Annotated in this window: 11 protein-coding genes; 10 read left to right on the forward strand and 1 reads right to left on the reverse strand. The window is 74.4% G+C overall.

From position 1 onward, the window contains the following. The first annotated feature begins 102 nt into the window (after positions 1-102). The 7 genes from AR3_RS01090 to AR3_RS01120 all read left to right on the forward strand — a co-directional run bounded on the left by AR3_RS01090 (position 103) and on the right by AR3_RS01120 (position 8,403). Entirely contained in the window at positions 103-1,263 is a 1,161-nt protein-coding gene (locus AR3_RS01090) for a steroid 3-ketoacyl-CoA thiolase (protein ID WP_067907000.1), read from the forward strand. Positions 1,264-1,267: 4 nt separating this feature from the next. Beyond that, the gene (locus tag AR3_RS01095) at positions 1,268-2,281 is read left to right on the forward strand and encodes an MBL fold metallo-hydrolase (protein ID WP_067907002.1); all 1,014 of its coding nucleotides are present in this window, start codon (positions 1,268-1,270) and stop codon (positions 2,279-2,281) included. A 241-nt stretch (positions 2,282-2,522) separates the two neighbouring features. Next, positions 2,523-3,752, forward strand: a complete 1,230-nt coding sequence (locus tag AR3_RS01100; protein WP_067907004.1) for a cytochrome P450 — start codon at positions 2,523-2,525, stop codon at positions 3,750-3,752. Positions 3,753-3,781: 29 nt separating this feature from the next. Continuing rightward, positions 3,782-5,047 (forward strand): cytochrome P450, encoded by a 1,266-nt coding sequence (locus tag AR3_RS01105; protein WP_067907006.1) that lies wholly within the window; start codon positions 3,782-3,784, stop codon positions 5,045-5,047. Between the two features lie 92 nt (positions 5,048-5,139). Continuing rightward, complete coding sequence (locus tag AR3_RS01110) at positions 5,140-6,444, forward strand: glycosyltransferase family 4 protein (protein WP_067907008.1); 1,305 nt, start codon at positions 5,140-5,142, stop codon at positions 6,442-6,444. An 83-nt stretch (positions 6,445-6,527) separates the two neighbouring features. Beyond that, a complete protein-coding gene (locus tag AR3_RS01115) occupies positions 6,528-7,310 on the forward strand; it encodes a class I SAM-dependent methyltransferase (RefSeq protein WP_174545402.1) in 783 nt (260 codons plus the stop codon). Next, on the forward strand, positions 7,300-8,403 hold the full coding sequence (locus AR3_RS01120; protein WP_067907012.1) for a prenyltransferase/squalene oxidase repeat-containing protein: 1,104 nt from the start codon (positions 7,300-7,302) through the stop codon (positions 8,401-8,403). The genes AR3_RS01115 and AR3_RS01120 overlap by 11 nt, the downstream gene beginning before the upstream one ends. 57 nt (positions 8,404-8,460) lie before the next feature. On the opposite strand, the gene AR3_RS01125 is transcribed toward AR3_RS01120, so the two are convergent. Then, positions 8,461-9,147 (reverse strand): class I SAM-dependent methyltransferase, encoded by a 687-nt coding sequence (locus AR3_RS01125; protein WP_067907116.1) that lies wholly within the window; start codon positions 9,145-9,147, stop codon positions 8,461-8,463. A gap of 528 nt (positions 9,148-9,675) precedes the next feature. On the opposite strand from AR3_RS01125, the gene AR3_RS01130 reads away from it, so the two are divergent. The 3 genes from AR3_RS01130 to AR3_RS01140 all read left to right on the forward strand — a co-directional run bounded on the left by AR3_RS01130 (position 9,676) and on the right by AR3_RS01140 (position 13,378). Next, positions 9,676-9,867: a ferredoxin gene (locus AR3_RS01130; RefSeq protein WP_067907014.1), complete on the forward strand. Its 192-nt coding sequence runs from the start codon at positions 9,676-9,678 to the stop codon at positions 9,865-9,867. 87 nt (positions 9,868-9,954) lie between these two features. Beyond that, a complete protein-coding gene (locus AR3_RS01135; RefSeq protein WP_067907015.1) occupies positions 9,955-11,043 on the forward strand; it encodes a Zn-dependent alcohol dehydrogenase in 1,089 nt (362 codons plus the stop codon). Positions 11,044-11,320: 277 nt separating this feature from the next. Then, positions 11,321-13,378, forward strand: coding sequence for a DUF8508 domain-containing protein (locus AR3_RS01140; protein WP_227023131.1), 2,058 nt, complete (start codon positions 11,321-11,323; stop codon positions 13,376-13,378). The last annotated feature ends 251 nt before the right edge of the window (positions 13,379-13,629 follow it).

Raw genomic sequence — 13,629 nt, forward strand, 5'->3', positions numbered from 1 at the left:
CCCACGACACCCGACGGCCGGCACAAGAGCCCTGGAAGCGCAAAGTAGAACACGTTACAGTCAGGTGGACGAGGTTCGGGTCGTCGCGTCCGGGAGGGCCGCATGGGCACGCCGGTGATCGTCGAGGCGGTGCGGACGCCGCTGGGGAAGCGGAACGGATGGCTGGCGGGGCTCAAGGCGTCGGCCGTCCTGGCGCACGCGCTGCGCGCGGTCGTGGCGCGGGCGGAGATCGACGCCGCCGAGGTGGAGGAGGTCTTCGCCGGCTGCGTGACCCAGGCGGGCGAGCAGGGCGGGCACGTGGGGCGGTACGCGTGGCTCTACGCGGGGCTGCCCTGGCAGACGGGCGTGACGACCGTCGACGCGCAGTGCGGGTCGGCGCAGCAGGCGGTGCATCTGGCCGCCGCGAAGATCGCGGCCGGGGCGGTGGACGTGGCGATCGGTTGCGGCGTGGAGGTCATGAGCCGCAGCCCGCTGGGCAGCAACGTGGCGCCCGCCAACCCGCGTCCGGACGACTGGTCGCTCGACATGCCGAACCAGTTCGAGGCCGCGGAGCGCATCGCGAAGCGGCGGGGCCTCACCCGCGACGATCTCGACGCCTTCGGGGTGCGGTCCCAGCAGCTCGCCGCCAAGGCGTGGGCGGACGGCCGTTTCGACCGGGAGGTCGTCCCGATCGACGCGCCGGTGCTGGACGAGGACGGCCGCCCCACGGGGCAGGTCCGCACCGTCACGCGCGACCAGGGCCTTCGGGAGACGACGAAGGAGGGATTGGCCCGGCTCAAGCCGGTGCTGGGAGAGGGCGCGCTGCACACGGCCGGGACGTCCTCGCAGATCTCCGACGGCGCCGCGGCCGTGCTGCTGATGTCGGAGGAGAAGGCCGCGGCGCTGGGGGCGCGGCCCCGGGCGCGCATCAAGGCGCAGGTGCTGACGGGCGCCGAGCCGTACTACCTCCTGGACGGGCCGGTGCAGTCCACCGAGCGGGCGCTGGCCCGCGCGGGGATGCGGCTGCGCGACATCGACCTGGTCGAGATCAACGAGGCGTTCGCGTCCGTGGCGCTGTCCTGGGCGTCGGTGCACGAGCCGGACATGGACCGGGTGAACGTCAACGGCGGGGCGATCGCGCTGGGGCATCCGGTGGGCGCCACGGGGGCCCGGCTGATCACCACGGCGCTGCACGAGCTGGAGCGCCGGGACGCCGCCACGGCCCTGGTCACGATGTGCTGCGGCGGGGCGCTGTCCACGGCGACCGTCCTGGAACGCGTCTGAGCCGGTGGACGACCCGGGGCGTCCGCAGGCGCTGGGCGGCGGGGTGTGGAGCATCCCGGTCCCCATTCCGAACAGCCCCCTCGCGTCCACGCTCGTCTACGCGCTGGAGAGCGCGCGGGGCCCGGTGCTGGTGGACGCCGGCTGGGAGCACGAGGACGCCTGGTCGGCGCTCGTCGAGGGGCTGCGGGCGTTCGGCATGGACGTCGCCGACGTCTACGGGGTCGTCGTGACCCATCACCATCCCGACCACGCGGGCCTGGCGGGACGGGTGCGCGAGGCGTCCGGCGCGTGGATCGCCATGCACCGCGAGGACGCGGCGGTCGTCCGGTTGTTCCGGGACGTGGTGCGGCGCGGCGCGCACCGGTCGTGGCGGCCGGACGCGCTGCGCCTCGCCGGGGCGGACGACCGGGACCTGGCCGCGCCGCGCCGCCGCGGCGCGCGCGTCGACCCGCCCGCGGAGCCCGACCGCGAGCTGGCCGACGGGGATCTGGTGGACCTGCCCGGACGGCGCCTGCGCGCGATCTGGACGCCCGGCCATTCGCCCGGTCACATCTGCCTGCACCTGGAGGACGGGGACCGGGTGTTCACCGGCGACCACGTGCTGCCCCGCATCACCCCGCACATCGGGCTGTATCCGTACGACCTGCCGGACGCGGACCCGCTCGGCGACTTCCTGACGTCGCTCGGCCGCATCGCCGGGCTGCCCGCGGCGCGGGAGGCCGAGGCGCTGCCCGCCCACCAGCACCGCTTCACCGGGCTCGCCGCGCGCGCCCGGGAGATCGTCCGGCATCACGAGGACCGGCTGGCCGAGGTCGCCGCGCTGCTGGGCGCCGAGCCGGCGACGTTGTGGCAGGTCGCGGCGGGCATGCGGTGGCGCTCGCCGTGGGAGGCGATGACTCTGCCGGACCGGGAGATGGCGGCGGGCGAGGCGGCGGCGCACCTGCGCACGCTGGAGCGGCGCGGCGTCGCCCGCCGGGACGGGCCGGACGCGCCCCTCCGGTTCGTGCGCGTCGCCTGACCTGCGCGCGGCCGCTCTCCGCCTTCCCGCCCCCGCGGATCCGAGCCGTGTCCTGGCCGGACGGACAGGCCGAGGTGCCGCCGCCGCAAGGCGCGTCACCACGATGAGACTCTTGATGAGACTCGCGTCTCATGTTAGAACCGGTTCTAGTTCACCCGCACCAAGCAAGCGTTCGATCAACTCCCGTGTCCCCGGACGGCGCCCGGCCGGCGCACCGCCCACCCCGGTTGTGAGGACGGCCATGACCCCTGAGATCAACATCATCGATCCCGGCGTCTACGAGAAGGGCGGAGTCCCCCACGAGCAGCTGGCCTGGCTGCGCGCGCACGACCCGGTGCACTGGCACCCCGATCCCCACGAGGAGGTCCCGGGGTTCTGGGCGATCACCCGGCACGCCGACGTGGTGCACGTGTCCCGGCACCCGGAGCTGTTCTCCTCGCACACCCGCACCGCGATGTTCGAGGAGTTCAGCGACGAGGACGTCGCCCTGTACGGGCAGATGATGCTCTTCCAGGACCCGCCGGACCACACCAGGCTGCGCGCCATGGTCAACCGGGGCTTCACCCCGCGCATGATCGGCAGGCTGGAGGACCACATCCGGGCCATCTGCCACCAGATCATCGACGAGGCCGCCCCGCTGGGCGAGTGCGACTTCGTCGAGCACTTCGCCGCCCCGCTGCCGCTCTACACGATCTGCGAGCTGCTCGGCGCCCCGCTGGAGGAGCGCGAGCGGATCTTCTACTGGTCCAACAAGCTGGTGGCGTTCAACGACCCGGAGTTCATCGGCGACCGCGCCGACTCCGCCCGCTACGCCGCCGAGTTCCTGGCCTGGGCCGCCGACCTGGCCGAGAGGCGCCGGTCCGAGCCGCGCGACGACATCGTCACCAGGCTGCTGCAGCCGGCCCCGGACGGGACCCGGCTGAGCGGCGAGGAGTTCCAGATGTTCGTGCTCATGCTGTCGATCGCCGGCAACGAGACGACGCGCACGGCGACCGCGGGCGGCATGCAGGCGTTCTTCGAGCACCCCGAGCAGTGGGAGCGGCTGAAGGCCGACCGGAGCCTGCTGCCGTCGGCGGTGGAGGAGATCGTCCGCTGGGTCAGCCCGCTCAACCAGTTCCGCCGCACCGCCGCCGCCGACACCGAGCTCGGCGGAAAAAAGATCCGCAAGGGCGACAAGGTGGTGCTGTTCTACCCGTCGGCCAACCGGGACGAGGAGGTGTTCGACGACCCGTTCGCCTTCGACATCGGCCGCGACCCCAACCCCCACCTCGGCTTCGGCGGCGGCGGCCCGCACTACTGCCTCGGCGCCCACCTGGCCCGGCTGAACCTGAGGATCGTCTTCGAGGCGATCCTGGACCGGATGCCCGACATCGCGCCCGCGGGCGAGCCGCGCCGGCTGCGGTCCAACTTCATCAACGGCTACAAGGAGCTGCCCGTCCGTTTCACGCCGAGCGCGCCCCGGAACGCCTAGGACGAGCGAGTCAGAGGAGGCCCCCGGCGATGACCGCTGTTCCCGACATCGATCTGGTCGACCCCGGCACCTACGAGCGCGACGGCGTCCCGCACGACCAGCTGGCCTGGCTGCGCGAACACGACCCCGTCCACCGGCACCCCGGCGATCCCGCGCAGGGCACCCCGCCGTTCTGGGCGATAACGCGGCACGAGGACGTGGTGTACGTCTCGCGGCACCCCGAGATCTTCTCCTCGTATGCGCGGCTGGCGCTGTTCGAGGAGCCGACGGACGAGCAGCTCGCGCTGCAGCGGAAGATGATGCTCAACGAGGACCCGCCGCGGCACACCCGCAAGCGCGCCATCGTCAACCGCGGCTTCACGCCGCGGGCGATCGCCGCGCTGGAGGAGCACGTCCGCGAGATCTGCCGGGACCTGGTGGCCGAGGTGACCGCATCCGGCCGCGCCGCGAGCGGGTTCGACTTCGTGCGCGACATCGCCGCCCCGCTGCCGCTCTATGTGATCTGCGAGCTGCTCGGCGCCCCCGCCGCGGACCGCGACAAGATCTTCACCTGGTCCAACACGCTGATCGGCGCGGACGACCCGGAGTTCCAGTCCGACCCCGAGCAGGGCATGGCGGCGGCGACCGCGCTGTACGCCTACGCCAACGAGCTGGCCGCCGCGCGCCGCGACGCCCCCCGCGACGACATCGTCACCAAGCTGCTGCAGCCCGACGCCGACGGCAACGTGCTCACCGGCGACGAGTTCGAGCTGTTCGTGATGCTGCTGTCGGTGGCGGGCAACGAGACCACGCGCAACGCCGCGTCCGGCGGCATGGCCGCGTTCTTCGACCACCCCGAGCAGTGGGAGCGGCTGCGCGCCGACCCCGGGCTGGTGCGCACGGCGGTGGACGAGATCGTCCGGTGGGTGTCGCCGGTCAACCTGTTCAAGCGCACCGCGGTCCGCGACACCGAGCTGCGCGGACGCAAGATCCGCGAGGGCGACAAGGTGGTGGTGTTCTACGCCTCGGCCAACCGGGACGAGGAGGTGTTCGACGACCCGTTCGCCTTCGACGTCGGCCGCGACCCCAACCCTCACCTGGGGTTCGGCGGCGGCGGGCCGCACTACTGCCTCGGCAGCCACCTGGCCCGGCTGGAGCTGCGTGTGCTCTTCGAAACACTCTTGGACGCTATGCCTAATATCGAACTCTCCGGTAACCTCCGCAGACTAAGGTCGAGTTTCATCAACGGGATCAAGGAGATGCCGGTCAGGGTTCGCGAGGACCGCGGGGTCCAGAAGGCGTCGGCGCGTGCCTGAGACGGCCGCGCGTCCGCGGCGCCGCCGCGGGGCCGAGGCATCGCCCGGCAGTCCCCCTACTGGACGGGAGTGGTGCGTGAGCAGGGGCTGGCGTGGCTGAGGCAGAGCAGGCACCGCCCGGGGAGCAGGGCGGTCCGTTGCGCGTCGCACTGCTCTCCTACCGGAGCAAGCCGCACTGCGGCGGTCAGGGCGTGTACGTCCGCCACCTGACCCGCGAGCTGGTCGACCTGGGGCACACCGTGGAGGTGTTCTCCGGGCAGCCGTACCCGGAGCTGGACCGGGACGAGATCGTCCTCACCAAGGTCCCCAGCCTGGACCTGTACCGGGACGAGGACCCCTTCCGCACGCCGGCGCTCGGCGAGTTCCGCGACTGGATCGACGTGCTGGAGTTCGCCCACATGAAGACCGGCGGCTTCCCCGAGCCGCTGACCTTCAGCCTGCGCGCCCTGCGCGTGCTCAGGCGGCGCCGGCGCGATTTCGACGTGGTGCACGACAACCAGGTGCTCGGCCTGGGCAACCTGGGCATCCCCCGCCTGGGCCTGCCGCTGGTCACCAGCATCCACCACCCGATCAGCGTGGACCGGCGGATCGAGCTGCAGGCGGCGCGCGGGTTCGTCGAGCGGCTGGGCAAGCGCCGCTGGTACGGGTTCGTCGCCATGCAGGCGCAGGTGGCGCGGCGGGTCGGGCCGGTGCTCACCGTGTCGGAGTCGTCCAAGATCGACATCGTCAAGGACTTCAAGGTCGACCCGCGCGACATCGAGATCCTCCCGCTGGGCGTCGACACCCGGATCTTCCACCCGCGCGGGCCGCGCGTCCCCGGCCGGATCGTCGCGATGGCCAGCGCGGACGCGCCGATCAAGGGCGTGGACGTGCTGCTGCGCGCGGTCGCCAAGGTCGCCACCGAGCGCGACGTGCACGTGATCGTCGTCAGCCGCCCGCAGAAGGACGGCCCCACCGAGCGGCTGGTCAGGGAGCTGGCGCTGGGCGAGCGGGTGCGGTTCGCGGGCGGCATCGGCGACGAGGAGCTCGGCGAGCTGCTGGCGTCCGCCGAGATCGCGGTGGTGCCGTCCCGGTACGAGGGGTTCTCGCTGCCCGCCGTCGAGCACATGGCGTCCGGCACCCCGCTGATCGCCAGCCGCGCCGGCGCCCTGCCGGAGGTGGTCGGCGACGCCGCCGTGCTGGTGGAGCCGGGCGACGACGAGGAGCTGGCCGCGGCGCTGCGCCGCCTGCACGACTCCCCCGAGGAGCGCGCGCGGCTCAGCGAGGCCGCGCTGGCCCGGGTCCGCGAGCGGTTCGCCTGGCGGGCCGTGGCGCAGGCCACGGTCGAGCACTACCGCGCCGCGATCCGCCAGCACCGGTACCTGCGCTTGGCCGCCGCCGCGCGCCGCAGACGGTAGCCGCGGACCGCGCACCGACCGGCCCCACACACCGACTGAGGGGCGGGCCGCGCGCCCGTCCCCCGTACGGAAGGAGCAGGACCCTGCTGACCGTGGACTTCGAGCGGTTCCGCGTCACCCCCGGAGAACGGGTGCTGGACATGGGGTGCGGCGCCGGACGGCACGCCTTCGAGGTGTACCGGCGGGGGGCGCACGTCGTGGCCTTCGATCTGGACGCCGACGAGCTGGCCGGCGTGGAGAAGATGTTCGGCGCGATGCGCCTTGCCGGTGAGGCCCCCGAGGACGCCACCGCCGAGACGGTCCGGGGCGACGCCCTCGACATGCCCTTCCCCGACGAGCACTTCGACAAGATCATCGCGTCGGAGGTGCTGGAGCACATCCCCGACGACATGCGCGCGATGCGCGAGCTGCTGCGGGTGCTCAAGCCCGGCGGGCAGCTCGCCGTCACCGTGCCGGCGTGGCTGCCCGAGCGGATCTGCTGGGCGCTGTCGGAGGACTACCACACCGCGCCCGGCGGGCACGTGCGCATCTACACCCGCGCGGAGCTGGAGGCCAAGCTGAAGGCCACCGGATTCCAGGTGCAGGGCCACCACCACGCCCACGGCCTGCACTCCCCCTACTGGTGGATCAAGTGCGCGGTGGGGGTGAACAACGACGGCCACCCGCTGGCCAAGGCGTACCACCAGCTCCTGGTGTGGGACATCGTGAAGCGTCCGCTGGCCACCCGGCTGGCCGAGCGCGTGCTGAACCCGCTCATCGGCAAGAGCGTCGTCGTCTACCTCGCCAAGCCCGCCGCGCGGGACCTCCCGGACGCCGGCGACACCGCCGGCGAGGGCGCCGGGCGGGAGACGGCCGATGCGGTCTGAGCCCGGCCCGCCGTCCGTGCCCGGCGTGGTGTCCGCCGACGACATCGTCGCCACCGCGCGCAGCATCGTCGCCCAGCAGGAGCCGTCGGGCGCCATTCCCTGGTTCGCGCCGCTGGACGGCGTCCCCGGCCACGTCGACGCGTGGAACCACGTCGAGGCCGCCATGGCGCTGTCCGTGGCGGGGCTGCGCGAGCACGCCCGCCGGGCCTACGAGTGGCTGCGCGGCGTCCAGCGGCCGGACGGCTCCTGGCCCGCCAAGTGGGTGCTGGGCGAGGTCACCGAGCCGGGCGGCGAATCCAACCACGCCGCCTACCTGGCGGTCGGGGTCTGGCACGAGCTGCTGCTGACCGGCGACGAGGACTTCGCCCGGCACATGTGGCCCGCGGTGCGCCGCGGCATCGAGTTCGTCCTCGGCCTGCAGACGCGGCGCGGCGAGATCCGCTGGATGCGCGAGCCGGACGGCCGGGCGGCCGACCAGGCGCTGCTGACCGGCTGCTCGTCGATCTACCAGGCGCTGCGCTGCGCGGTGGCGCTGGCCGAGCGGCTGGACGAGCCGCGGCCGGACTGGGAGCTGGCCGCCGACCAGCTCGGCCACGTGGTGGCCGCGCACCCGGAGGCGTTCGCCGACAAGAGCCGCTGGTCGATGGACTGGTACTACCCGGTGCTGGCCGGTCCGGTGCGCGGCGCGGCCGCCGCCCGCCGCCTCGCCGAGGGCTGGGACGCCTACGTGGTGCCGGGGCTCGGCTGCCGCTGCGTGTCCGACCAGCCGTGGGTGACCGCGGCCGAGACCTGCGAGCTGGTGATGGCGCTGGACGCGATCGGCGACCGCGACCGCGCGCTGGAGCTGTTCGCCACGATCCAGCACCTGCGCCACGAGGACGGCTCGTACTGGACGGGCTGGCAGTTCGAGAACCGGCGGCACTTCCCCGGGGATCGGTCGACGTACACGGCCGCCGCGGTGATCCTGGCGGCCGACGTGCTGGCGGACGCCACGCCGGGCGCGCGCCTGTTCAAGGAGATCGGCGGGCGCCCGCTGGGGCCGTCGCCCGCCGCCGACCCGATCGCCTGCGGCTGCGCCCTGGTCACCGTATAGCGGCGGGCACCGTGGAGGCGGCGGGCACCGTGGAGGCGGGCACCGTGGAGGCGCCGCTCAGGCGCTCGGCGCGCCCTCGTGCCGTCCGGGGCTGGCGGCGAGCGGGTCGCGGTCGTCGACGCGTTCCAGGACGCGCAGCGACCCCTGGACGCGCCGTTCGACGAACGCGCCGCTGTTCAGCGCGCGCAGATAGATCTGCTGGTACGGGGCCTGACCGCCGTCGACCGGGTCGGGGAACACGTCGTGGATCACCAGCGCGCCGCCGACCGTGACCCACGGCGCCCAGCCCTCGTAGTCGTTCCGCGCGTGCACCTCTGCGTGGCCGCCGTCGATGAACGCCAGCGCCACCGGGGTGCGCCACAGCCGCGCGACCGTGCGGGACGCGCCGACGACGGCGACGACGCAGTCCTCCAGGCCGGCCGCGCCGATCGTCTTGCGGAACGTCGGCAGCGTGTCCATGCGGCCGGTCTCCGGGTCGACCAGCGACGGGTCGTGGTACTCCCAGCCCGGCTGGTTCTCCTCCGAGCCGCGGTGGTGGTCGACGGTGACCACGACCGTGCCGGTGCGCCGCGCCGCCGCGCCCAGGTAGATGGCGGACTTGCCGCAGTAGCTGCCGACTTCCAGGATGGGCGCGCCGCCGTGGCGCGCGCCGTACTCCAGCGCCGTCTCGTACAGCGCCTGCCCCTCGTCCTCGGGCATGAAGCCCTTGGCCTGCCGCGCCGCGCGCAGCAGGTCGGGGGGCATGGGCTCGTGCACGGTGTCCACGGGCGTCCGGGCGGGGGGCGGGGCCGCCGTCGGCGGCTGCGCGCCGGTGGACGCCATGGGGTCGGTCATCCCTGCCTTCTTCCGTGGTCGGTCGGCGGCCGCGGGGCGCGTGGCCCCGGGGCCGGGAGGCTTGCCCTGCCGCGCACTCTATCTCCGCCTCGACGGGATCGCCCCGTCTTGCCGCCCCCGAATGAAACGTGTTCTACTTCGAGCGTGAGGCAGCGCACCCCGAGGGACGCCGGCCTCCGGGGGCGGCCGGGCCGCGCCGCCCGCCGAGCCGGGCGCGGTCCGCGCCACGGCGGCCGGACGGCCGACGCGCCGCCCGGACACGACGGAGTCCGCGGCCCCCGTGACCGAACCGAATGACGTTCGCTATGTTGGCAGCCGGACCTTCCGGAGGACGATGGGGGCGGCGGTCCCGCGGCGTCCGCCGCGATCCGCCGCTAGAACACGTTCGCGTGCCGCCCGCGGAGCGCGGACCCACCGGGAAGTGAACGGAGAATCGCGATGCGCGTACGAGTCGACCCCCTGGTCTGCGAGGCGAACGCCGTGTGCGTGGGGCTGGCCCCCGACGTCTTCGACCTGACCGACGACGACGAGCTGCGGATCCTGCTGCCGGAGGTCCCGCCCGAGCAGGCCGACCGCGTCCGGCACGCGGTGCGGTCGTGCCCCAAGGCCGCGCTCACCTTGGAGGAGTGACTCCGGCCGTCCCCCGTCCCTCCCCGTCCCACCCCTGTCCGCGACCCGCGCGCCCGCGCGGCGTCCGATCTCCCAGCGGAGGCAGCCATGGCACGTGCCGCGGTATTGCACGCGGTCGGCGACACCGAACTCGACCTGCGCGACGACGTCACCGCCGTCAGCCCCGGCCCCGACCAGGTGAAGGTCCGTCTCAAGGCGACGGGGGTCTGCCACTCCGACCTGTCGACCATGACGGGGGTGCTGCCCGCGACGCCGCCCGTCGTGCTCGGCCACGAGGGCGCCGGGATCGTCGCCGAGGTCGGCGCGCACGTCACCCACGTCCGGCCGGGCGACCACGTCGTGGTCAACTGGACGCCCGACTGCGGCGCCTGCCCCGACTGCCTGCGCGGTCAGCCGAACCTGTGCATGACGTTCATCGCCCAGTCGTTCGGCGACCCCCGGTTCCGGCTCGGCGACGGCGGCCCCGCGTACGGCATGGCCGGCTGCGGCACCTGGGCGGAGGAGATGACCGTGCCGCGGCAGGGCGTGATCAAAATCGCCGAGGACGTGCCGTTCGAGTACGCGGCGCTGCTCGGGTGCGGCATCCCCACCGGCCTGGGCGCGGTGATCAACACCGCGCGGGTGCGGCCGGGGTCCGCGGTCGCCGTGGTCGGCGCGGGCGGCGTGGGCCTCGCGGTCATCCAGGGCGCCCGCATCGCCGGCGCGTCGACCATCCTGGCCGTCGACCCCAACGAGGCCAAGCACCCGGTCGCCAAGCGGTTCGGCGCCACCCACGTCGCCACCCTGGACGGTCTGGAGGAGGCCAAGAACCTGCTCACCGGCGGCGCCGGCTTCGACTACACCTTCGAGGTGGTCGGCAAGTCCGCGGCGATCAGCACCGCCTGGAACCTCACCCGGCGCGGCGGCGACGTCATCGTGGTCGGCGCGGGGGCGGCCGACGACACCGTCGAGCTGAGCGCGTTCGCGCTGCTGTTCGACGGCAAGAACATCAAGGCGTCGCTGTACGGCGGCTGCGACCTCAAGCGCGACGTCCCGCTGTTCGTCGACCTGTGGCGGGCCGGGCGGCTGGACATCGACGGGCTGATCTCCCGGCGCATCCGCTTCGAGGACCTCAACGACGCCGTCCGGGCGCTCCGCGAGGGCGAGGCGATCCGCCAGGTCGTCCTGTTCGACTGACGCCTTCGACCGACGCCCTCGACTGACGCCCTCGACTGACGCCCTCGACTGACGCCGTCGACCGCGCCGCCGAACGACGCCTTCGACCGGCGCCTTCGACCGGAGCATCCGATCCGACCGCTTCGACCGATCCACCCGTGTCATCCGGCTTGTTGACCGACTGCCTCGTCCCCGCCGACGCCGCGTGTCATCCTTGGTCGTGTGCGGCGCCCGCCCGCCGCGGCCGAGGCCGTTCGCACCACCGCAAGCACGCACGTCAGTCGAGCCTGGAGCGTGGGTGACCTACGTCGGACGGGGGCGCGGCCGTCGGCCCACAGCGCCCCGGACCCTTCTCGCGGGAGCGCTGCTCGCCCTGCCCGTCCTGGCGGTGCCGGCCTCGCAGGCGGCACCGCCCGCCGGCTCGGAGGCGGCCGCGCACGGCGACCCGCGCGGCGCGGCGCACGGCGGTCCCGGCGTCCAGGACGCCGTCTCGCCCGGCGTGGGCGCCATGGTCCCGTCGGGCGCTCCCCGGGGGCGGCAGGTCCGCATCCGCCACATCCAAGGCGCCGGACACGTGTCGCCCCTCAACGGGGCCCGCGTGACGGGCGTGCCCGGGGTCGTCACCGCGCTGACCGACAACGGCTTCTGGATGCAGGACCCGCGGCCGGACCGCCGCGACGCCACGTCCGAGGGCATCTTCGTCTACACGCGCACCCGGCCGCAGGTGGCGGTGGCCGACGCCGTGCGCGTCGACGGCAGGGTCAGCGAGTTCCGCGCCGCCGGGTCGGCGTCGGCCGACCTGGGCAGGACCGAGATCGACGCGTCCGCGGTCGCGGTGCGGGCCCGGGGCGTGCCGCTGCCCGCCCCCGTGACGCTCGGCCCCAAGGGCCGCCGGCCGCCCCGCCGCGTGACGGGCGGCGCGACCGGCGCCGCGATCGACGTGGAGGCCCGCAGGTCGTTCGACCCGCGCCGCAGCGCCCTGGACTTCTTCGAGTCGCTGGAGGGCATGCGGGTGCGCGTGCAGGACGCGGTGGCCGTCGGCCCGTCCCGCGACGGCCGGGTGCCCGTGCTGCCCGCAGGCGGCGCGGGGGCGGGCCCGCGCACCGCGCGCGGCGGCATCGTGCTGCGGCCGGGCGACGCCAACACCGAGCGGATCGTCCTCGGCGACACCCTGGCCGCGCTGCCCGCCGTGAACGTCGGCGACCGGCTGCCCGGCGCCGTCGACGGCGTGCTCGACTACGGCCACGGGACGTACACGGTGCTGCCGACCGCGACGCCGCGCGTCCGCGGCGGCGGGCTGGCCCGCGAGACCACGCGGCCGCAGGGGCCCGACGAGCTGGCCGTCGCGACGCTGACCGTGGACGGGCTCAACCCGAGCGCCCCGCGCGAGCGGTTCCGCGCCGTGGCCGCCGACATCGTGGAGGGCCTGCGCTCGCCCGACCTGATCACGGTGGCCGGGGTGCAGGACAACAGCGGCCCCGACGACGACGGGACGGTCGCCGCCGACCAGACGGTGGCCGAGCTGATCACGGCGATCAGCGAGGCGGGCGGTCCCGCCTACGACTGGCGGTCGGTGGCGCCCCGCGACAACGCCGACGGCGGCGAGCCGGGCGCCAACATCCGGGTCGGCTTCCTGTTCCGCACCGACCGGGGGCTGGGCTTCGTCGACCGGCCCGCGGCCGCCCTCGGCGACGGCATGGGCGCCGGCGCGGCGGACGCGGGCCCCGACCCGGCCCGCACCGCGGTGCGCGCCCTGGCCGAGGGAGGCCGCGCCCGGCTGAGCCTCAGCCCCGGCCGCGTCGCGCCCGCCGACCCGGTGTGGAACGACTCGCGCAAGCCGCTGGCCGGTGAGATCACCTGGCGGGGCCGGCGGATCATCGTCGTGGCCAACCACTGGTACGCCAAGGCCGGCGACGACCAGCCGGCGTTCGGCCGCTACCAGCCGCCGCGGCGGCCCAGCGCGTGGCGGCGCGCCGCGCAGGCGCGGGCGGTGGCGCGGTTCGTGCGGTCGGTGCGCGCCGTGCAGCGGGACGCCGACGTCATCGTCGCCGGCGACCTCAACGAGCCGGAGTTCTCCGCCCCGGTGCGCTACCTGGCCCGGCGGGCGGGGCTGCGCGACCTGACCGACGAGCTGCCCGTGGCCGAGCGGTACACGGCCGTCTCCGAGGGGAACGCGCAGGCGCTCGACCACATCCTGCTGAGCCCGTCGCTCGCCCGCCGCAAGCACGAGTACGACATCGTCCACCGCAGGTCCGAGTTCGCCGACCGGCCCGTCGGCGACCGCGATCCGGCGGTGGTGCGCATCGACATGGCCGCCCCGCCGGCCCCGAGAGGCGCGGCGGCGCCCGGCAGGTGAGGCCGCGCCCGGCAGGCGAGACGGCGGGCGGGGGCTTCGGGCGATGGCCGACGTGCGCTGCCCGTAGCCGTCGACCATCGCGCATTTCGGTTATCGGTGCGAGCGGCGCGTCCGCTACATCCGAATTGCGGTCCGTCGCCACATGCGCCGAACCGCGTCCCTTATACGGCGCATCTATCGGCTATACGGCGCATCTATGCGGCTATACGGCGCATCGATACGGCGCATCCTGACCCCACGAGGACGCGGCC

This window comes from Actinomadura rubrobrunea NBRC 15275, assembly GCF_001552235.1.
GTDB lineage: Bacteria > Actinomycetota > Actinomycetes > Streptosporangiales > Streptosporangiaceae > Spirillospora > Spirillospora viridilutea.